Here is a 19,253-nt window from a genome sequence, read left to right on the forward strand (position 1 = left end):
TTATCCTGCTGCGCCACGCAGTTCGGGATTGCCGTCGACGATGGAGTAGAGCGCCTCGGTGATCGCCTTCACCCGCGCGAGTCGTGTCAGTTCACGCGGCACCACCAGCCAGTAGGTGCGGTGGGCGATGAAGTCGTCGTGCAGTACCGGCACCAGATCCTCGTCCAGCGCCCCGATGTAACTCGGCAGCGGCGCGATCCCGACGCCGTGCTTCACTGCCTGGTAGTGGCCCGCGATGTTGTTGGTCTGGATCTGGGCCTGGAAGTCCGGGATCAGCGCGTCGAGGATACGCAGCGGTTCGACGTCGAGGAACGCATCCACATACCAGATGAGCGTGTGGTGCCGGAGATCGTCGAGCGACGTGATGGGGTCGTGTTCGTCCAGGTAGCGCCGTGACGCGTACAGACGGAGGTCGTAGTCGGCGAGTTTGCGGACCACGACGGACCGCGGCGACGGACGCTCGAGGGTGACTGCGATGTCGAAGTCGCGCCCGGTGAGCAGGTCGTGGGTCGTCGACGTGACGAGTTCGGTGAACAGGTCGGGGTGCTCGGACCGCAGTGCGGCCAACCCCGGCACCAGCACGAACGACCCGAAGCCGTCCGGAGTGATGATGCGGACGGTGCCCGTCAGCCCACCCAGGGACGAGGTTTCGTCGAGAGCGGCGAGAACCGCGGATTCGACCGCCTCCGCGTGGGGAACCAGTCGCCGGCCCGCCTCGGTGAGCTGCCACCCCGACACGCCACGATCGAACAGTCTCGTGCCCGTGTCTTTCTCGAGTCGGGTGATTCTCCGCGAGACGGTCGTGTGATCGACACCGAGCCGCTTCGCCGCATCGGCGAGGCGGCCGGTTCTCGACAACTCCAGCAGGTAACGCATGTTGTCTGCGGTGAACATCGCCCTCATCCCTCGTGCAAAAGTGCAGTCCGAAGTGCCATTTTACTCGTTGACGCAGGCATTGTTGCCCAGCAGACTCGTGGGCACCCCACCTTTCCCAGGAGTGAACCCCATGGCCGTTATCTCGCATTGGCTCAACAACAAGTCCTACCCCGGAACGCGTGTCGATACCGCTCCGGTCACCAACCCGGCCACTGGTGCCGTGACCGGTCAGGTCGCCCTGGCCAGCGTCGAGGACGCCCGCGCCGTGATCGACGGCGCCGCGGCCGCGTTCCCCGCCTGGCGCGACACCTCCCTCGCCAAGCGTTCCTCCATCATGTTCAAGTTCCGGGAACTGCTCAACGCCCGCAAGGGCGAACTCGCCGAGATCATCACCGCCGAGCACGGCAAAGTCGTCTCCGACGCACTCGGTGAGGTCTCCCGCGGCCAGGAAGTCGTCGAATTCGCCTGCGGCATGCCCCACCTGCTCAAGGGCGGCATGACCGAAAACGCCTCCACCAACATCGACGTCTCCTCCATCCGCCAACCCGTCGGCCCCGTCGGGATCATCTCCCCGTTCAACTTCCCCGCCATGGTCCCGATGTGGTTCTTCCCCATCGCCATCGCCGCCGGCAACACCGTGGTGTTGAAGCCGTCGGAGAAGGACCCGACCGCCGCGATCTGGATGGCCGAACTCTGGGCCGAGGCCGGACTGCCCGCCGGGGTGTTCAACGTCCTGCAGGGCGACAAGACCGCCGTCGACGAGTTGCTCACCAACCCCGCCATCAAGGCCATCTCCTTCGTCGGCTCCACCCCCATCGCCCAGTACGTGTACGCCACCGGCACCGCCCACGGCAAACGCGTCCAGGCACTCGGCGGGGCGAAGAACCACGCCATCGTCCTGCCGGACGCCGACCTCGACCTCGCCGCCGACGCCATGGTCAACGCCGGCTTCGGCTCCGCCGGCGAACGCTGCATGGCCATCTCCGCCCTGGTCGCGGTCGGCGACATCGCCGACGAACTGGTCGCCAAGATCACACAGCGCACCGACACCCTCAAGATCGGCGACGGCACCCAGGACTCCGACATGGGCCCGCTGGTGACGAAGGCGCACCGCGACAAGGTCGCCTCCTACATCGACGCCGGCGAACAGGACGGCGCCACCATCGTCGTCGACGGGCGGACCGTGCAGGCGAATGGCGGTGCGGACGGGTTCTGGCTCGGACCCACCCTGATCGACCACGTCACCACCGACATGAGTGTGTACACCGACGAAATCTTCGGCCCCGTCCTCTCCGTCATCCGCGTCGAGTCCTACGACGAAGCCCTGGAACTGGTGAACTCCAGCCAGTTCGGCAACGGCACCGCCATCTTCACCAACGACGGCGGCGCCGCGCGCCGGTTCCAGAACGAGGTCGAGGTCGGCATGGTCGGCATCAACGTCCCCATCCCCGTCCCCATGGCCTACTACTCCTTCGGGGGCTGGAAGAACTCCCTGTTCGGCGACAGCCACGCCCACGGCACCGAAGGCGTCCACTTCTTCACCCGCGGCAAAGTCGTCACCACCCGCTGGCTCGACCCCAGCCACGGCGGCCTCAACCTCGGATTCCCCCAGAACAACTAAGGAACCTCTCCCATGACCGCACACCTCTCACTCCCCCGATTCGCCAGGATCGGGGCCGGAGCAGTAGACGAGATCGGCTCGGTCGTCGACCAATTGGGTCTGCAGAGGCCGGTTCTCGTCACCGATGCGTACCTGACCGGCACCGGCGCGGCCGACCGGATCATGAGCCTCCTCAGGTCGGCGGGCAAGGAGCCGGCACTGTTCTCCGGCACCGTGCCCGACCCCACCACCGATTCCCTGGAGGAAGGGCGGAGGATCGTCGCCGAGCACAACGCGGATTCGGTGATCGGGTTCGGCGGCGGTAGTCCGATGGACACCGCGAAGGCACTGGCCGTGCTGTCCGCGAACGGCGGTGAGATGCGGTCGTACAAGGCACCTCACGTGTACACCGGGAAGGCGCTGCCGATCATCGCGATACCGACCACTGCCGGAAGCGGCTCGGAGGCGACGCAATTCACCGTCATCAGCGACAGCGCTTCCGACGAGAAGATGCTGTGCCCGGGACTCTCCTTCCTGCCGATCGCCGCGATCGTGGATTTCGAACTCACGATGTCGATGCCGCCGCGGTTGACCGCCGACACCGGAATCGATGCGCTCACCCACGCCATCGAGGCTTACGTCAGCAGGAAGGCCCAGCCGTTCACCGACGGACTCGCGCTCTCCGCGATCCGCACGATCGGTAAGCACATCGGCACGGCGTACGCGGACGGTGAAGACCGCACCGCGAGAGAAGCGATGATGGTCGCGTCCATGCAGGCCGGTATGGCGTTCTCCAACTCGAGCGTGGCGCTGGTGCACGGGATGAGCAGGCCGATCGGTGCGCATTTCCATGTCGCACACGGACTGTCGAATGCCATGCTGCTTCCGGCGATCACGGCGTTCTCCCTGAAGGGAGCGGAGAGCCGCTACGCCGACTGCGCGCGTGCATTCGGCGCTGCACCGGAATCGGCGGGCGATTCCGTCGCCGCGCAGTTCCTCGTCGAGACCCTGAGCACGCTGTGTCACGACCTGAAGGTTCCGACGCCGCTCGCATACGGGATCGACCGCGACGCCTGGGACGGCCTTATTCCGTTGATGGCAGAGCAGGCGCTGGCGTCCGGATCGCCCGGCAACAATCCGGTCGCGCCCACCGCCGGTCAGATCGAGACGCTGTATTCGGAGGTCTTCAGCTAGAACTCGACGGTGCCCCTGAGGTACCGCCGGTAAGCTCCGGACAGGTGGACGCGGTCGCCGCGCACCTCGCAGTGCACGGTTCCTCCGCGCGCCGACAGTTGGCGTCCGACAAGGCTGTTCCGGCCCAGGACGTCAGCCCAGTACGGCGCGATCTGCGAGTGCGCGGACCCCGTCACCGGATCCTCCTGCACGCCGGCCGCGGCGCCGAACCATCGCGACACGAAATCGAGTCCCTCGGAGTCCGACGCCGCGGTGACGACGATGCCCCGCACCTTCAGGGGGCTGATCACGGCGAAATCGGGGGCCATCGACGCGATGTCGTGTTCGGATTCCGCGACGAACACGAGGTCGGTGGCCTTCAGGCACTCCCGCACCGGAATGCCGAGTGCCGCGACGATCCGGGGATCGGCCGCGGTCGGCGCCGGCGGCTCGGCCGGGAAATCCATGACCAGCGTCCCGTTCGGTCCCCGGTCGACGTGCAGCCAACCGCTGCGCGTCCAGAACTGGATGCGGTCGGCGTCCGGGTGCACGTCCTCGAAGATCTGTGCGGCGGTGGCGAGAGTGGCATGGCCGCACAGGTCCACCTCGACGGCGGGTGTGAACCACCGCAGGTGATAGGCGGGGTGGGCCGGGTCGTATTGCCCCGCGCCCACGGGAAGCCGCGCGGTGTAGAACGCCGTCTCGGACAGATTGTTCTCTTCGGCGAGTTGCTGCAGAACGGAATCGTCCAGCCAGTCGGTCAGCGGCATGACCGCCGCCGGGTTGCCCTCGAAGGGTCCGGCGGCGAACGCGTCGATCTGATAGATGTCCAGCTTCATAGCGTCCGATGGTGGTGGACGATCCGGCGCCCGTCGAGGGCCATCTCGCACACGCTGGACCGGTCGCGCCGACGTCAGGCTCGGGCGAAGCTCATCGTCTCGCCTTCGACCCCGCGCATCCACAGGTCGTTGCACGCAGCCGCCAATTCCGGCAGCCCCTCCTCGATGGCGGCGAACACGTTGCCCGGCACCCAGCCGACGTCGCCGTTGAGCAGGAGATTGTTGCGGCCGTAGAAGATCGCGAGGTCGGTGGCGCCCTGCGCGGCGTGCGCCTCGGAGCCCGGCTCGTACCCGTAGGCGGAGTTGCCGATCTCCCAGGGCTCGAAGTCGAACAGGCACACGTCACCGGGAATCGGTGTGACGGTGGGATTTTCCCGCCGCGGCGCCGCGGTGATCCGCGGGATCAGGGTGTACACCTCGTTGCGCGCGTACTTGGCGTGGTACGCGTCGCCGCTCTGCGGGAGCACGTTCCACACCGCGTCGCAGGTGAGCGGTGCGTCCTCGTCGAGAAGCCGGGCACGGCAGGTCACGCCGCGCTTGTCCAGGCTGATGGTGATGTAGCGAGCCACGATTCCTCCTTCGGAGCCCGTGAGTACTTCTTAACCGCCCGCGGTTAACAAGTACTCACGGGTGCTTGTCACACTTCGTCGAGTACCTCGGACCAGATCTTCAGGGCGTCCTCGATCTGTTCCGCCGTCACGATGAGCGGTGGAATCATCCGTACCACGTTCATGTGGGCGCCGCAGGTCAACAGCAGCAGCCCCTTCTTCGCGGCCAGCTGCTGCGCCGCAGACGCTTTCGCACGGTCCGCGCTGCCGTCGGCCGCCGTGAACTCGCTGCCCACGAGCAGTCCGAGACCACGGACGTCGCCGATTCCGTCGATGGCGCGCGTGCGCGCACCGTCGAGCAACTGGACGCCCCGCGCGGCGGCGTTGGCCACGAGGTCTTCCTTCTCGATCACCTCGAGTGTCGCGACCGCGGCCGCGCAGGACACGGCGTTGCCGCCGTACGTTCCGCCCTGCGACCCCGGCCAGCCCTTGGCCATGAGCTCCTCGGACGCCGCGATGCCCGACAGCGGGAATCCGCTGGCCAGACCCTTGGCGATGGTGATGATGTCGGGCCGGACGTCGAAGTGCTGGTGCCCGAAGAACTTGCCGGTGCGGCCGAATCCGGTCTGGATCTCGTCGATGACGAGCAGGATGCCGTACCGGTCGGCGCGCTCGCGGAGACCCTGGAAGAACGCGGTGTTGCCGGGCACGTACCCGCCCTCACCGAGAACGGGCTCGACGACGAACGCCGCCGTCTCGTTCGGCGCGGTGAGCGTCGCGAAGATGTAGTCGAGTTCCTTCAGCGCGAACGCGGTCGCCTCCTCCTCGGACCAGCCGTAGCGGTAGGCGTTGGGGAACGGTGCCACGTGCACGCCGCCCATCAGCGGGCTGAAGCCGGCGGAGAACCGGGTGCCGGACGTGGTCATCGTCGCCGTCGCGACCGTGCGTCCGTGGAATCCGCCGTGGAAGACGATCACGTTGGGGCGGCCGGTCGCCTGCCGCGACAGTCGCAGCGACGCCTCCACGGCCTCGCTCCCCGAGTTCGCGAAGAACAGCGAGTCGAGTCCCGGGGGCAGCACCGACCCCAGTCGATCGACCAGTTCGAGCATCGGCTGGTGCATGACCGTCGTGTACTGGCCGTGGATCAGGGAGCCGACCTGCCTGCGCGCGGCCTCCACGACGTGTGGGTGGCAGTGCCCCGTACTGGTCACGCCGATGCCCGCGGTGAAGTCGAGATAGCGCCTGCCGTCGGTGCCGTAGAGGTAGCACCCTTCACCGTGATCGACCGTCACGGGTGTGGCCTGTGCGAGCAGTGGAGATAGCCGAGTCACGAGAACCCTCCCACGCGTAGATGCCGGCGGATGTCGGCAAGTGCATTGTCAGATTGTTGACAATCTGTATAACATGGGGACCGTCCCTTCGGCAACGGAGAATGGGGAAAAATCATGCTCGAGGAAGCAGCAATCGCATCGGTGCAGACCGGCTTGTTCATCGGCGGCAAATGGCGCGACAGCGCCCGCACCATGCCGGTCCACGACCCGTCCACCGGACAGATCCTGTGCACGGTCGCCGACGCCGACGCCGACGAGGCCCGCGAGGCGCTCGACGCGGCCGTGGCAGCGCAACCGTCATGGGCGGCCACGACACCCCGCGAACGCAGCACCATCCTCATGAACGCGCACCGACTGCTGCTCGAGAACGTCGACCGGCTCGCGCTGGTCATGACGCTCGAGATGGGCAAGCCACTCACCGAGGCACGGGGCGAAATCGCGTACGCCGCAGAGTTCTTCCGCTGGTTCGCCGAGGAGGCCGTCCGCATCGACGGCGGCTACATGACGGCGCCCGGGGGCGGTTCGCGGTTCCTCGTCACCAAGCAGCCCGTGGGGCCGAGCCTGCTCATCACCCCGTGGAACTTCCCGATGGCGATGGGCACCCGGAAGATCGGGCCCGCGATCGCCGCCGGGTGCACGTCCGTCATCAAACCGGCGGCCCAGACGCCGCTGTCGATCCTCGCGCTCGCCGACATCCTCACCGAGGCCGGGCTGCCGGACGGCGTCGTCAACGTCGTCACCACGTCCAGCCCCGACGAGGTGATCACTCCCCTCATCCTCGACGGCAGGGCCCGCAAGCTCTCGTTCACCGGTTCGACCAAGGTCGGGAAGCATCTGCTCGAACTGTGCGCCCGCACGGTCATGCGCACGTCCATGGAACTCGGCGGCAACGCGCCGTTCCTCGTGTTCGACGACGCGAATCTCGACGACGCGGTCGACGGGGCCATGGCGGCGAAGATGCGCAACATCGGCCAGGCCTGCACGGCTGCCAATCGAATTCTCGTGCACAGTTCGGTCGCCGAGGAATTCACGCGCAAACTCACGCAGCGGATGGAGGCCCTGCCCGTCGGGCGCGGCACCGAGGACGGCGTCGTGGTCGGACCGTTGATCGACGAGGCGGCCGTCGAGAAGGTGAGCAGTCTCGTCGCGGATGCCGTCGAACGCGGCGCCTCGGTGCTCACCGGCGGCGCGGCACTCGACCGCCCGGGCAACTTCTACCCGGCGACGGTCCTGACAGGTGTGTCCGACGACGCCGAGATGTGCCACAACGAGATCTTCGGCCCGGTGGCCGCGATCAGCACGTTCGAGACCGAGGCCGAGGCCGTCGAACGGGCCAACGACACCCCGTACGGGCTGGTGGCCTACGTGTACACCGAGAGCCTCAAGCGCGGCATCCGCGTGTGCGAGGCGCTGGAGTCGGGCATGGTCGGACTCAACCAGGGTGTGGTGTCGAACCCGGCCGCGCCGTTCGGCGGTGTGAAGGAGTCCGGGCTCGGGCGCGAAGGCGGGACCACCGGCATCGACGAGTTCCTCGAGACGAAGTACATCGGTGTCGCCGTCTAGGAACTAGAGCCAGGTGTCTTCCGACGACGTCGTGAGGAACGCCTCGAGGTCGTCGCGCCACGGCGCAGGCACGGTCTTGTCAGGCTCGATGCCGGTGTACTGCCCGCGGTAGAACAACAGCGGTCGCTCCTCCCTGATCTCACTCAGGGAGGAGACCCGGCCGAACGCGACCCAGTGATCGCCGCCGTCGTGCACGCTCTCGAGCGAGCAGTCGATGTGGGCGAGTGAACCGGTGAGGATCGGTGAGCCCAGCGGCGACTCCGTCCAGTCGATCCCGGCGAACTTGTCCGGGTCCCGGGAACCGAATCGGGCGCACGTCGACTGCTGTTCTTCCGCGAGCACGTTCACGCAGAAGATGCCACTGCGCTCGATCGCCGCCCACGACCGCGACGTCTTGGTCGGGCAGAACAACACGAGCGGGGGTTCGAGCGACAGCGCGGCGAACGACTGGCACGCGAACCCCACGGGCACGCCGTCGTCGATCGTCGTGATGATGGTGACGCCGGTGCAGAACTGGCCCAGCACCGTCCGGAACCGTCGCGGATCGATCGCCTCGGCCGCGACGGCCCCGTCCCCGGTCACCTCGCTCACGGCTGCATCCCGACGCTGAAGTCGTGACCCCACAGGCTGACGGCCGTGCTCTCCCTCGCAATCCAGCTCTCGTCCTCCACCTGACGTCCCTCGCAACCGAATTCGACGTCGAATCCGCCGGGGGTCTTCATGTAGAACGACAGCATCAGGTCGTTGACATGGCGGCCGAGCGTGGCCGACATCTTCACCTTCTTGCGGAGCGCGCGGTCGAGGCACAAGCCGACGTCGTCGGAGTTCTCGACCTCGATCATCAGGTGCACGATGCCGCTGGGCGTGGGCATCGGCAGGAACGCGAGACTGTGGTGCCGCGGGTTACAGCCGAAGAACCGCAACCACGCCGGCTTGCCGTCGGCCGGCCGCCCGACCATCTGCGGGGGCAACCGCATCGAATCGCGCAGGCGGAAACCGAGGACGTCGCGATAGAAGCGCAGCGACGCCTCGTCGTCCGTGGTCGAGAGGACGACGTGCCCGAGGCCCTGCTCACCGGTGACGAACCTGTGCCCGTACGGACTGACGACGCGCCGGTGCTCCAGGGCCGCGCCGTGGAACGCCTCGAGCGTGTTGCCCGACGGGTCCTCGAACGTGATCAGCTCGTCGACCCTGCGGTCCTTCAGTTGCTCGGCCGTCCCCTCCTTGAATGCGACGCCGGCCGCCGACAGGTTGTCGCGGACCTCCTGCAGCTCCGCGGCATTGGCCGTCTCCCAGCCCGACACCGACAGCCGGTCGTGCTCCCCGGGGAAGATGACGAGACGCGCCGGGAAGTCGTCCATCCGCAGATACAGGGCGTCCGGGTCGGAGCCCTTGCCCTCGACCATTCCCAGCACCTTGAGACCGTATTCACGCCACGCGGCCATGTCGGTGGCCTCGATGCGCATGTATGCCAGTGAACGAATACTCATCACTTACCCCCGTCCAGAAGGAAATCGGTTGCCAGACGGTTGAACTCGTCGAACTTCTCCAGCTGCGCCCAGTGTCCGCACCCACCGAAGACGTGCAACTGTGCCCGCGGAATCATCTTCAGCGCCACCAGCGCCCCGTCGAGCGGGTTCACCCGGTCTTCGCGGCCCCAGATCAGCAGCACTCGCTGGCGCAGCTTGTACGCGTCGCGCCACAGCATGCCGAGCTCGAAGTCGGCCGAGGAGAACGACTTTCCCATCGCCTTGGCGGCGGCGAGCGACTCGGGTGTACTCGCCGCGGCGAAGCGTTCGTCGATCAGTTCGTCGGTGATCAACTTCTGGTCGAACACCATGATGCGCAGGAACGCCTCGAGGTTTTCCCGGGTGGGCTGGTAGCCGAACTTGCCGAGGTTCTTGACACCCTCGGTCGGGTCCGGGGCGAACAGGTTGACGCTGAGTCCGCCCGGGCCCATGAGCACCAGCCGGCCCGCGCGGTCCGGGTAGTCCAGCGCGAAACGCACTGCTGCACCGCCGCCGAGCGAGTTTCCGAGCAGGTGGACGCGTCCGCCGATGTCGAGGGTGTCGAGCAGATCCTTCAACGCGGACGCACTGTGCACGAAGTACTGCGGGTGCTCGGTCGGCTTGTCCGACAACCCGTATCCCGGCTGGTCGACGGCGAGGACGTGGAACTTCTCGGCGAGAACCGGGATGTTCCTGGCGAAGTTCGACCACGACGAAGCGCCCGGCCCGCCGCCGTGCAGCAGCACGATCGTGGTGTCGTTGCCGACGCCGGCCTCGTGGTAGTGCAACGTCAGGTCGGGCCGGACCTGGGCGAACTTCGAGGTGGACTCGAACGTGAGGGCCTCTTCGGTAGTCGTCACGTGTTCTCCTAGACCATCGTGTCGGTGATGGGCAGACCGAATTCGCCGGTGCCGTACATGACGTAGGCGCGCTCGGGATCGTTGGCCGCGTGGACGCGTCCGGCGTGCGCGTCCCGCCAGAAACGCTGCAGCGGCGTGCCGTTGGCCAGCGCGGTGGCCCCCGAGCTCTCGAACAGTTTGTCGATGGACGAAATGGCGCGGCCCGTGGCGCGCACCTGGTCCCGGCGTGCCCGCAGCCGCAGCTCGAACGGCACTTCCTCACCCGCGACGAGCAGTGCGTATTCGTCGGCGACGTTCCCGGACAGCTGGCGCCAGGCGGCGTCGATGTCACTCGACGCCTCGGCGATGCGGACCTTGGCGAACGGGTCGTCCTTCGCCTTCTCACCGGCGAACGCCGCGCGGACGCGCTTTCCCTGATGTTCGACGTGCGCGTCGTAGGCGCCGTAGGCCATCCCGACGATCGGCGCGGAGATGGTGGTGGGATGGATTGTTCCCCAGGGCATCTTGTAGACGGGTGCGGTGTTGCGCTCGAGCCCGGGTGCGGTGAGGTTGCTCATCGCCTTGAAGCTGAGGACGCGGTGCGTCGGGACGAAGACGTCCTCCACCACCACGGTGTTGCTGCCGGTTCCGCGGAGTCCCACCACATTCCACACGTCATCGATCCGGTAGTCCTCGCGGGGGATCAGGAAACTGACGAAGTCGACGGGGCGGCCGTCCTTGATGACCGGCCCGCCGAGCACCGCCCAGCTCGCGTGATCACAGCCGGACGACCAGGCCCAGGCGCCGTTGACCGTGTATCCGCCGTCGACGACCTGACCGGCACCCATCGGCGCGTACGAGGACGAGATCCGGACGTCGGTGTCGTTGCCCCACACGTCTTCCTGAGCCTGCTGCGAGAACAGGGCGAGGTGCCAGTTGTGGACACCGATAATCGACGAGACCCATCCGGTGGACCCGCAGGCGCTCGCGATCTTCCGCACCGCGGAGTAGAACAGCACCGGATCCGCCTGGTAACCACCCCACTGTTCGGGCTGGAGCAACCGGAAGAATCCGGTCTCCTGGAGCGCCTTCATGGAATCGTCGGGGATACGACGTAGATCCTCGGTCTCCTGCGCACGCTCTCGCAGCGTCGGCAGTAGTGCGTCGAGCCGCTGCATCACCTCGTGACTGTCATGGTCACCCACAGGACGCTCCTGTCTCGTTCGATGGTTCACTTGTCTTCTGAGACTAGAACACGTTCCCATTTATGTCGAGACACCGGCAAAGGTGCTGTTTGACGGCCCGGGTCTGGAAGAAAGGCTTCGAAAATCTGGCGGATCGTGTCGAAGTTCTATAACGTGTTCTACTAACAGCATGAAGGGATGTGAGGGCACAATGGCGCAGATTCGCGAGATCGATGTGGGCACGGTCCAGACCCGCTTCGCGCGTGGTTGGCACTGCCTCGGTTTGACCAAGACGTTCAAGGACGGCAAACCGCATTCGATCGAGGCTTTCGGCACCAAACTCGTCGTCTTCGCCGACAGCAAGGGCGAACTGAAAGTTCTGGACGCGTATTGCCGGCACATGGGCGGCGACCTGTCGCAGGGCACGGTGAAGGGCGATTCCGTCGCCTGCCCGTTCCACGACTGGCGCTGGGGCGGCAACGGCAAGTGCACCAGCATTCCCTACGCACGCCGGGTTCCCCCGATCGCCCGCACCCGCGCCTGGCTCACCCTCGAGCAGAACGGTCAGCTGTTTGTGTGGAACGACCCGGAGGGCAATCCCCCGCCGGAGAACGTGACCATCCCCCGCATCGAGGGCGCATACAGCGACGAATGGACCGACTGGACCTGGAACTCGATGCTGATCGAGGGCTCCAACTGCCGCGAGATCATCGACAACGTGGTCGACATGGCGCATTTCTTCTACATCCACTACGCGTTCCCGACGTACTTCAAGAACGTCTTCGAAGGCCACATCGCGACGCAGTACCTCAACACGAAGGGTCGCCCGGACGTCGGGATGGCGACGCAGTACGGCATGGAATCGCTGCTGCGCTCCGAGGCCGCCTACTACGGGCCGTCCTACATGATCAACCCGCTGTGGAACAGCTACGGCGGGTACGAGGTCGAGAGCGTCCTCATCAACTGCCACTATCCGGTGACGAACAATTCGTTCATGCTCCAGTACGGCGTCACCGTCAAGAAGCCGACCGGCATCGACGACGAAACGGCCGACAAGCTGGCCGCGAAGTTCACCGAGGGCATCGCCGAGGGATTCCTGCAGGACGTCGAGATCTGGAAGAACAAGACCAAGATCGACAACCCCCTGCTCTGCGACGAGGACGGTCCCGTCTACCAGCTGCGACGCTGGTACGACCAGTTCTACGTCGACGTCGCCGACGTCACCGACAAGATGACGCAGCGCTTCGAGTTCGAGGTCGACACCACCAAGGCCAACGAGGCCTGGCAGCACGAGGTCGAAGAGAACCTGGCCCGGCAGAAGGCCGAACGCGAGGCCGCCGAGGGCTCCGAGAACACGACTGCGGCGCGGTCCGAGAACAGGGAAGCGCAGGTCTGATCATGAGTGCCTCGATCGAATGGGCCAAAGCTCCCGACTTCGCCGGGCAGCCTGCTCGGCTCGAGGCCATTCATGCGCAAACGTTGGCCGACAAGGCCAACTACCTCGACGACGGCATGAACGAAGTCGAGTGCCGTACGTGCGGAACCTGTGTGCTGGTGCGCAAGAACAGCCTCAAGCACACGAGCGTCCAGTGGACGGACGACCCTGCGAAGACGTGCCCGACATTCCGGGACGCCGTCGGCGAGGGACAGTCCACCGCGCTCCGCGAGGGGTGCCCGCGACTGTGGGACAGCATCAACCACGCGGTGATGGAGGGGTTCATCGACGTGCGAGATCGCGTCGAATAGTCGTCGGTACCGCTGCGGCGGTTGCGTCGCCCAATGTGACATTCGTGCAGTCGGGCTACACGAATGTCACATTGGGCGCACGTGTTTTAGGCTGGACATGCCGTCGGATTCGGCGGTTCCAGCCGAACCGGAGGCGTGCCATGACAGGCCGAATCGTGCACTTCGAGATCCCCTTCGACGACGGTGACCGCGCACGAGCGTTCTATCGGGACGCCTTCGGGTGGGCCATCGCCGAGATCCCCGACATGGACTACAGCATGGTCACCACCGGACCCGTCGGCGAGAGCGGCATGCCCGACGAACCCGGGTACATCAACGGCGGCATGATGCAGCGCGGGGAGGTGACCTCTCCCGTGGTCACCGTCGACGTCGAGAGCATCGAATCCGCCCTCGAAAGGATCGAATCCCTCGGCGGCAAGACCGTCACCGGCAGGACCCCCGTCGGGAACATGGGATTCGCCGCATACTTCACCGACTCGGAGGGCAACGTCGTCGGGCTGTGGGAGACCGCCCGCTAACCTGTGAGTACTTATTAACCGCGGGCGGTTAATAAGTACTCACAGGCGCTCGCGTTGCAGTTCGAGGGCAATGTCGATGAGCTGGTCTTCCTGGCCGCCGACGAGCTTGCGCTTGCCGGCGCGGACGAGGAGTTCGGCGGACGAGACGCCGTACCGTTCGGCCTGGCGTTCGGCGTGCTTGAGGAAGCTCGAGTAGACGCCGGCGTATCCCATCATCAGCGCCTGGCGGTCGAGGAGGCATTCGGCGGGCATCGCCGGCCGCACGACGTCCTCGGCGGCGTCGGCGATCGCGAAGAAGTCGATGCCCGTCTTGACGCCGATCTTGTCGCACACGCCGACGAACGCCTCGACCGGCGCGTTTCCGGCCCCGGCGCCGAATCGTCTTGTGCTGCCGTCGATCTGCTTGGCCCCCGCCCGGACCGCGGCGATCGAGTTGGCCACACCGAGTCCGAGGTTCTCATGACCGTGGAAACCCACCTGTGCGTCCGAGCCGAGTTCCTGCACCAGCGCCTCGACGCGGTCGGACACCTGCTCGAGCACGAGCGCGCCTGCGGAGTCGACGACGTACACGCACTGGCAGCCGGCGTCGGCCATGATGCGGGCCTGCTTGGCGAGCTTCTCCGGTGCGATCGAGTGCGCCATCATCAGGAAGCCGACGGTCTCGAGTCCGCGGTCGCGGGCCAGCCCGAAGTGCTGGATGGACACGTCCGCCTCGGTGCAGTGCGTCGCGATGCGGCAGATCGAGGCGCCGTTGTCCTGGGCGACGATGATGTCGTCCTTGATGCCCAACCCGGGCAGCATCAGGAAGGCGATCTTCGCGTTCTTCGCCGTGTCGACGGCGATCGAGATGAGTTCCTGCTCCGGCACCTTGGAGAACCCGTAGTTGAACGAGGACCCACCGAGTCCGTCGCCGTGTGTCACCTCGATGACCGGGACCCCGGCGTTGTCGAGCGCACCGACGATGGCCCGGACCTCCTCACCGGTGAACTGGTGCCGCTTGTGGTGCGAACCGTCCCGCAGCGAGGTATCGGTGACGCGGATGTCCCAGCTGGCGTCGAAATGGACCATAGTGCTCATGCCTCCACACTCAGGAGCTTCTGGGCGATCTCTTCGCCCACCTTGGTTGCCGCTGCGGTCATGATGTCGAGGTTGCCCGCGTACGGCGGCAGGAAGTCGCCTGCGCCCTCGACCTCGACGAACGTCGTGACCGTCGCCTGCCCGCCCGACACGACGCTCGGGTCGTCGAACTGCGGTTCGTTGAGCAGCCGGTAGCCGGGGACGTACTGCTGGATGTCCGCGACGACGCGGTGGATGGAATCGGTGATGGCGTCGCGGTCGGCGTCCTCGGGGATCGCGCAGAAGATCGTGTCGCGCATGATCATCGGCGGGTCGGCCGGGTTGAGGATGATGATGGCCTTGCCGCGCTGCGCTCCGCCGATGGTCTCGATTCCGCGGCTGGTGGTCTTGGTGAACTCGTCGATGTTCGCGCGGGTGCCCGGGCCTGCGGAGACGGACGCCACCGACGCGACGATCTCCGCGTACGGCACGTCGACGACGCGGGAGACCGCGTACACGATCGGGATCGTGGCCTGCCCTCCGCACGTGATCATGTTGACGTTGGGGGCGCCGAGGTGTTCACGCAGGTTCGCCGGCGGGACCACGGCCGGTCCGACGGCGGCGGGTGTCAGGTCGACGGCGCGGATTCCCGCGGCCTCGTAGCGCGGTGCGGCCTCCCGGTGCACGTACGCGGATGTGGCCTCGAAGACGAGATCGGGTTTCTCCGGCTGGTTCAGCAACCAGTCGACACCCTCGGCCGACGTCTCCAGTCCCATCTTGCGGGCCCGTGCCAGGCCTTCGCTCTCGGGGTCGATCCCGATCATCCAGCGGGGTTCGAGCCACTCGGATCGCTGCAGTTTGTAGAGCAGGTCGGTGCTGATGTTGCCCGAACCGACGATCGCCACACTTGCCTTGGTCATGAACAAACTCCTACTTGAACTGCAGGGATACGGTTCCGAGCCCACTGAACTCGGCGCGGAAATGATCGCCCGGGTGAGCGTCGATGGCGCGGGTGCACGAGCCGGGCAGCACGATGTCGCCGGCCTTCAACCGGACGCCGAAGCTCTCGACCTTCTGCGCGAGCCAGGCGACGGCCGTCACCGGGTTGCCGAGCACCGCGTCGCTGCGTCCCTCGGCTTTGGTCTCACCGTTGCTCGTCAGGACGGCGTCGATGGTTTTGATGTCGATGTCCGCGGGCCGCACCCGGTTCTTGCCGAGCACGAAACCGGCGGACGACGCGTTGTCGGCGATGGTGTCCGGCAGTGTGATCTTCCAATCGGTGATCCGGCTGTCGATCAGCTCGATGGACGGTGCGAACGCCACGGTGGCGTCCAGGACGTCCTGCTCGGTGCAGCCTGCGCCGGGGAGGTCGGCGCCCAGCACGAACGCGACCTCGACCTCCACGCGCGGGAAGCAGAACCGCGCCGTGTCGACGGGTTGGTCCTCGAAGACCTCCATGTCGGCGAGCAGGTGGCCGTAGTCGGGTTCGTCGACGCCCATCATCTGCTGCATGGCGAGGGACGACAGGCCGACCTTGTGCCCGACGACCTTCGCTCCGTCCTGCAGCCGGCGGCGGATGTTGATCAGCTGGATCTCGTAGGCGTCGACGACGTCGATGTCGGGATGGTCCGCGGTCAGGGGGCCGATGGGAGCGCGGCCCCGTTCCGCGGCGTCGAGCTGATTCGCCAACTCGGTGCGTAGTTGCGTCGAGAGCATGGTTAGAGGACCTTCCCTGAAGTTCGTTTGCGTGCGCACGCCCACCGGTTTCCACTGCAACGTGTTTCGTTCTTGTTTGTTGGCGTCAGTAATACTTCCTGGCAGAAAGGATGGACTGACAACCCCATCATTCTATAACGTGTTCTACATGAGCAAGCACGAATACGACATCGTGGTCGTCGGTAGCGGTGCCGGTGGAATGACCGCGGCCCTCACCGCGGCCCACAAGGGACTCAGCGTCGTCATCCTCGAAAAGGCGCCACACTTCGGCGGCTCCACCGCACGATCCGGCGGTGGCGTGTGGATCCCGAACAACGAGGCGCTGATCGCCGCGGGAGTCGAGGACACCACCGACGCCGCGCGGACCTACCTGCACAGCATCATCGGCGACGTGGTCCCGAAGGACCGGATCGACGCCTACATCGACCGCGGCCCCGAGATGCTGTCGTTCGTGCTGAAGAACAGCCCGCTGAAACTGCAGTGGGTGCCCGAATACTCCGACTACTACCCCGAGGCCCCCGGCGGGCGGCTCGGTGGACGGTCCGTCGAGCCGACACCGTTCGACGGCAGGAAGCTCGGCGCCGACCTCGCGAAGCTCGAACCCGATTACGTGAAGGCCCCGTCCAATTTCGTGATCACCCAGGCCGATTACCGCTGGCTGAACCTCCTGATGCGCAACCCGCGCGGCCCCCTTCGCGCAGCCCGGGTCGGTCTCCGCTTCCTCGGCGCCAAGCTCACCGGGAAGCGCCTGCTCGTCCGCGGTCAGGCGCTCGTCGCGGGACTGCAGGCCGGACTGAAGGCCGCAGGCGTCCCGATCCTGCTCGACACCCCGCTCACCGACCTCTATGTGGAGGACGGCGTGGTCAAGGGTGTGACCGCCACGGTCGACGGACAGCCGCAGGTGTTCCGGGCACGCCGCGGCGTGGTGATCGCGTCGGGCGGTTTCGAGCACAACGACGAGGCCCGCAAGAAGTACCAGCGGGCACCGATCGGCACCGAATGGACCGTCGGCGCAAAGGCCAACACGGGCGACGGCATCTGGGCGGGCGAAAAGCTCGGTGCCGCGCTCGATCTGATGGAAGACGCCTGGTGGGGACCGTCCATCCCGCTCACCGGCGGCCCGTGGTTCGCGCTGTCCGAGCGGAGCCTGCCGGGCTGCATCATGATCAACGAATCCGGCAGGCGCTTCGTCAACGAATCCGCGCCGTACGTCGAGGCGACGCACGCGATGTACGGCGGCACGCACGGCCAGGGCGACGGACCGGGCGAGAACGTGCCGTGCTGGCTCGTCCTCGACCAGCGTTACCGCGACCGGTACGCGTTCGCCGGAGTCACCCCGCGGTCCCCGTTCCCCGGTCGCTGGCTGAAGGCCGGTGTCATCGTCAAGGCGGGCACCGTCGCCGAGCTGGCCGGGAAGATCGGCGTACCGGTCGACGCGCTCACCGAAACGGTCTCGCGTTTCAACACTTTCGCCCGCAACGGCAAGGACGAGGACTTCGGCCGTGGTGAAAGCGGGTACGACCACTACTACGGGGATCCCCGCAACAAGCCCAACCCGAGCCTCGGGGCGCTCGAGAAGGCGCCGTTCTTCGCCGTCAAGATGGTCCCGGGCGACCTCGGCACCAAGGGCGGTCTCCGCACCGACCGCAACGCCCGCGTGCTGCGGGAGGACGGAAGCACCATCGAGAACCTCTATGCGGTGGGCAATGCCAGCGGCCCGGTGATGGGCCACACCTACGCCGGCCCCGGCGCGACCATCGGCCCGGCGATGACGTTCGGCTATCTCGCGGTTCTCGATATCCTCGACAAGTCCTCGCAGGCCGATTCCCCGACGTCACTTACCGGAGACACCACCAATGCCCATTGATCCGAACATCGCCATCGGAGCCGAACTGCCCGTTCAGGAGTTCTCCTGGACCAGTTCCGACGTGCAGCACTACCACCTCGCTCTCGGCGCCGGATCCCGCCCGCTCGACGAGAGGGAGTTGCGGTACCTGACCGACGGAAAGCCGCAGGTGCTCCCCACGTTCGCCACGGTGGCCGCGAATTTCCACGCGACCGAGGCCCCGCGCGTGTCGTTCCCGGGCGTCGAGATCGACCTCGCCAACGTGGTCCACGGCAGCCAGGAAGTGACCGTGCACCAGCCGATTCCCCCGGAGGGCAGGGCCCGCACCACCACCCGTATCGCCGAGGTGTGGGACAAGGGCAAGGCCGCCGTCATCGTGCAGGAGTCGACGACCACCGACCTCGACGGCACTCGCCTGTGGACCGGGCGGTCGTCCATCTTCGCCCGCGGCGAAGGAGGTTTCGGCGGCGAGCGCGGACCGTCCCAGTCCGTCGAGTTGCCCGACCGGCCCGCCGACGTCGAGGTCGACACCCCCGTCCTTCCGCAGCAGGCGCTGATGTACCGGATGTGCGGCGACCGTAACCCCCTGCATTCCGACCCGAAGTTCGCTTCCGCCGCAGGGTTTCCCGCCCCGATCCTGCACGGCCTGTGCACCTACGGGATGGTGTGCAAAGCGGCCGTGGATGCGGTACTCGACTCGGACGCGTCGCAGGTCGCGGGGTTCCGAGTCCGGTTCGCGGGCGTGGTCTTCCCCGGCGAGACGCTGCACACGCGGATCTGGCGGGACGAGGGCAGGCTCCTCATCTCGGCCACGGTTTCCGAGCGTGACGATGCTCCGGCCCTGACCGACGTGGTGCTGACCCTGGCCCAAGGGTGACAGTTACCGAAATTTGACCGAATGTGCCCAGTT

General features: G+C 66.5%; 19 protein-coding genes. 8 read left to right on the forward strand and 11 right to left on the reverse strand.

The window, feature by feature from the left end:
- Window positions 1–894, reverse strand: coding sequence for a LysR family transcriptional regulator (locus DTA22_RS30675; protein ID WP_112301947.1), 894 nt, complete (start codon window positions 892–894; stop codon window positions 1–3).
- A 112-nt stretch (window positions 895–1,006) separates the two neighbouring features.
- On the opposite strand from DTA22_RS30675, the gene DTA22_RS30680 reads away from it, so the two are divergent.
- Window positions 1,007–2,497 carry a CoA-acylating methylmalonate-semialdehyde dehydrogenase gene (locus tag DTA22_RS30680; protein WP_112301948.1) on the forward strand — a complete coding sequence of 497 codons (1,491 nt, stop codon included), beginning with the start codon at window positions 1,007–1,009 and terminating at the stop codon, window positions 2,495–2,497.
- A gap of 12 nt (window positions 2,498–2,509) precedes the next feature.
- Window positions 2,510–3,670 (forward strand): iron-containing alcohol dehydrogenase, encoded by a 1,161-nt coding sequence (locus DTA22_RS30685; RefSeq protein ID WP_112301949.1) that lies wholly within the window; start codon window positions 2,510–2,512, stop codon window positions 3,668–3,670.
- On the opposite strand, the gene DTA22_RS30690 is transcribed toward DTA22_RS30685, so the two are convergent.
- The 3 genes from DTA22_RS30690 to DTA22_RS30700 form a co-directional block, all read right to left on the reverse strand.
- On the reverse strand, window positions 3,667–4,488 hold the full coding sequence (locus DTA22_RS30690; protein WP_112301950.1) for a PhzF family phenazine biosynthesis protein: 822 nt from the start codon (window positions 4,486–4,488) through the stop codon (window positions 3,667–3,669). The two genes, DTA22_RS30685 and DTA22_RS30690, sit on opposite strands and share 4 nt — an antisense overlap.
- Window positions 4,489–4,562: 74 nt before the next feature.
- Window positions 4,563–5,057: a DUF3830 family protein gene (locus tag DTA22_RS30695; protein WP_009477605.1), complete on the reverse strand. Its 495-nt coding sequence runs from the start codon at window positions 5,055–5,057 to the stop codon at window positions 4,563–4,565.
- Between the two features lie 68 nt (window positions 5,058–5,125).
- The gene (locus tag DTA22_RS30700; RefSeq protein ID WP_112301951.1) at window positions 5,126–6,367 is read right to left on the reverse strand and encodes an aspartate aminotransferase family protein; all 1,242 of its coding nucleotides are present in this window, start codon (window positions 6,365–6,367) and stop codon (window positions 5,126–5,128) included.
- Between the two features lie 114 nt (window positions 6,368–6,481).
- On the opposite strand from DTA22_RS30700, the gene DTA22_RS30705 reads away from it, so the two are divergent.
- Window positions 6,482–7,930 (forward strand): NAD-dependent succinate-semialdehyde dehydrogenase, encoded by a 1,449-nt coding sequence (locus tag DTA22_RS30705; RefSeq protein ID WP_112301952.1) that lies wholly within the window; start codon window positions 6,482–6,484, stop codon window positions 7,928–7,930.
- A 3-nt stretch (window positions 7,931–7,933) separates the two neighbouring features.
- Here the strand turns inward: DTA22_RS30705 and hsaB are convergent, their stop codons facing one another.
- Genes hsaB through hsaA form a run of 4 tightly spaced genes read right to left on the reverse strand, consistent with a single transcriptional unit; the run spans window position 7,934 to window position 11,482 of the window.
- Window positions 7,934–8,521 (reverse strand): 3-hydroxy-9,10-secoandrosta-1,3,5(10)-triene-9,17-dione monooxygenase reductase subunit, encoded by a 588-nt coding sequence (gene hsaB / locus DTA22_RS30710; protein WP_005244804.1) that lies wholly within the window; start codon window positions 8,519–8,521, stop codon window positions 7,934–7,936.
- Complete coding sequence (hsaC, locus tag DTA22_RS30715; RefSeq protein WP_112301953.1) at window positions 8,518–9,420, reverse strand: iron-dependent extradiol dioxygenase HsaC; 903 nt, start codon at window positions 9,418–9,420, stop codon at window positions 8,518–8,520. Before hsaC ends, hsaB begins: the two co-directional genes overlap by 4 nt.
- Window positions 9,420–10,298: a 4,5:9,10-diseco-3-hydroxy-5,9,17-trioxoandrosta-1(10),2-diene-4-oate hydrolase gene (gene hsaD / locus DTA22_RS30720; protein WP_037242030.1), complete on the reverse strand. Its 879-nt coding sequence runs from the start codon at window positions 10,296–10,298 to the stop codon at window positions 9,420–9,422. The genes hsaC and hsaD overlap by 1 nt, the downstream gene beginning before the upstream one ends.
- Window positions 10,299–10,306: 8 nt before the next feature.
- Window positions 10,307–11,482 carry a 3-hydroxy-9,10-secoandrosta-1,3,5(10)-triene-9,17-dione monooxygenase oxygenase subunit gene (gene hsaA, locus DTA22_RS30725; RefSeq protein ID WP_005244809.1) on the reverse strand — a complete coding sequence of 392 codons (1,176 nt, stop codon included), beginning with the start codon at window positions 11,480–11,482 and terminating at the stop codon, window positions 10,307–10,309.
- A gap of 190 nt (window positions 11,483–11,672) precedes the next feature.
- On the opposite strand from hsaA, the gene DTA22_RS30730 reads away from it, so the two are divergent.
- The 3 genes from DTA22_RS30730 (at window position 11,673) to DTA22_RS30740 (ending at window position 13,725) form a co-directional block, all read left to right on the forward strand.
- Window positions 11,673–12,857 carry a Rieske 2Fe-2S domain-containing protein gene (locus DTA22_RS30730; protein ID WP_112301954.1) on the forward strand — a complete coding sequence of 395 codons (1,185 nt, stop codon included), beginning with the start codon at window positions 11,673–11,675 and terminating at the stop codon, window positions 12,855–12,857.
- Between the two features lie 2 nt (window positions 12,858–12,859).
- Complete coding sequence (locus DTA22_RS30735; RefSeq protein ID WP_037242045.1) at window positions 12,860–13,207, forward strand: hypothetical protein; 348 nt, start codon at window positions 12,860–12,862, stop codon at window positions 13,205–13,207.
- 140 nt (window positions 13,208–13,347) lie between these two features.
- A complete protein-coding gene (locus DTA22_RS30740; protein ID WP_005574864.1) occupies window positions 13,348–13,725 on the forward strand; it encodes a VOC family protein in 378 nt (125 codons plus the stop codon).
- Between the two features lie 39 nt (window positions 13,726–13,764).
- Here DTA22_RS30740 and dmpG read toward each other — a convergent pair whose 3' ends face one another.
- Genes dmpG through DTA22_RS30755 form a run of 3 tightly spaced genes read right to left on the reverse strand, consistent with a single transcriptional unit; the run spans window position 13,765 to window position 16,497 of the window.
- Complete coding sequence (gene dmpG, locus DTA22_RS30745; RefSeq protein ID WP_112301955.1) at window positions 13,765–14,802, reverse strand: 4-hydroxy-2-oxovalerate aldolase; 1,038 nt, start codon at window positions 14,800–14,802, stop codon at window positions 13,765–13,767.
- On the reverse strand, window positions 14,799–15,701 hold the full coding sequence (locus DTA22_RS30750; RefSeq protein ID WP_112301956.1) for an acetaldehyde dehydrogenase (acetylating): 903 nt from the start codon (window positions 15,699–15,701) through the stop codon (window positions 14,799–14,801). The genes dmpG and DTA22_RS30750 overlap by 4 nt, the downstream gene beginning before the upstream one ends.
- Window positions 15,702–15,711: 10 nt before the next feature.
- Window positions 15,712–16,497, reverse strand: a complete 786-nt coding sequence (locus DTA22_RS30755; RefSeq protein WP_037242056.1) for a 2-keto-4-pentenoate hydratase — start codon at window positions 16,495–16,497, stop codon at window positions 15,712–15,714.
- 148 nt (window positions 16,498–16,645) lie between these two features.
- Between DTA22_RS30755 and kstD the strand changes: the two genes are divergently transcribed.
- Together kstD and DTA22_RS30765 are read left to right on the forward strand one after the other, a co-directional pair.
- On the forward strand, window positions 16,646–18,364 hold the full coding sequence (gene kstD, locus DTA22_RS30760; RefSeq protein WP_112302101.1) for a 3-oxosteroid 1-dehydrogenase: 1,719 nt from the start codon (window positions 16,646–16,648) through the stop codon (window positions 18,362–18,364).
- Window positions 18,354–19,220, forward strand: a complete 867-nt coding sequence (locus DTA22_RS30765; RefSeq protein WP_112301957.1) for a MaoC/PaaZ C-terminal domain-containing protein — start codon at window positions 18,354–18,356, stop codon at window positions 19,218–19,220. Before kstD ends, DTA22_RS30765 begins: the two co-directional genes overlap by 11 nt.
- The last annotated feature ends 33 nt before the right edge of the window (window positions 19,221–19,253 follow it).

It is taken from the genome of Rhodococcus wratislaviensis (genome assembly GCF_900455735.1).
Taxonomy (GTDB): domain Bacteria; phylum Actinomycetota; class Actinomycetes; order Mycobacteriales; family Mycobacteriaceae; genus Rhodococcus_F; species Rhodococcus_F wratislaviensis.

Coding starts and splice junctions, on each gene's coding strand:
- DTA22_RS30675 (WP_112301947.1), bottom strand. CDS start 894: ATGTTCACCGCAGACAACATGCGTTACCTGCTGGAGTTGTCGAGAACC.
- DTA22_RS30730 (WP_112301954.1), top strand. CDS start 11,673: ATGGCGCAGATTCGCGAGATCGATGTGGGCACGGTCCAGACCCGCTTC.
- DTA22_RS30765 (WP_112301957.1), top strand. CDS start 18,354: ATGCCCATTGATCCGAACATCGCCATCGGAGCCGAACTGCCCGTTCAG.
- DTA22_RS30750 (WP_112301956.1), bottom strand. CDS start 15,701: ATGACCAAGGCAAGTGTGGCGATCGTCGGTTCGGGCAACATCAGCACC.
- DTA22_RS30755 (WP_037242056.1), bottom strand. CDS start 16,497: ATGCTCTCGACGCAACTACGCACCGAGTTGGCGAATCAGCTCGACGCC.
- hsaC (WP_112301953.1), bottom strand. CDS start 9,420: ATGAGTATTCGTTCACTGGCATACATGCGCATCGAGGCCACCGACATG.
- DTA22_RS30690 (WP_112301950.1), bottom strand. CDS start 4,488: ATGAAGCTGGACATCTATCAGATCGACGCGTTCGCCGCCGGACCCTTC.
- DTA22_RS30740 (WP_005574864.1), top strand. CDS start 13,348: ATGACAGGCCGAATCGTGCACTTCGAGATCCCCTTCGACGACGGTGAC.
- DTA22_RS30735 (WP_037242045.1), top strand. CDS start 12,860: ATGAGTGCCTCGATCGAATGGGCCAAAGCTCCCGACTTCGCCGGGCAG.
- DTA22_RS30705 (WP_112301952.1), top strand. CDS start 6,482: ATGCTCGAGGAAGCAGCAATCGCATCGGTGCAGACCGGCTTGTTCATC.
- kstD (WP_112302101.1), top strand. CDS start 16,646: ATGAGCAAGCACGAATACGACATCGTGGTCGTCGGTAGCGGTGCCGGT.
- dmpG (WP_112301955.1), bottom strand. CDS start 14,802: ATGAGCACTATGGTCCATTTCGACGCCAGCTGGGACATCCGCGTCACC.
- DTA22_RS30685 (WP_112301949.1), top strand. CDS start 2,510: ATGACCGCACACCTCTCACTCCCCCGATTCGCCAGGATCGGGGCCGGA.
- DTA22_RS30680 (WP_112301948.1), top strand. CDS start 1,007: ATGGCCGTTATCTCGCATTGGCTCAACAACAAGTCCTACCCCGGAACG.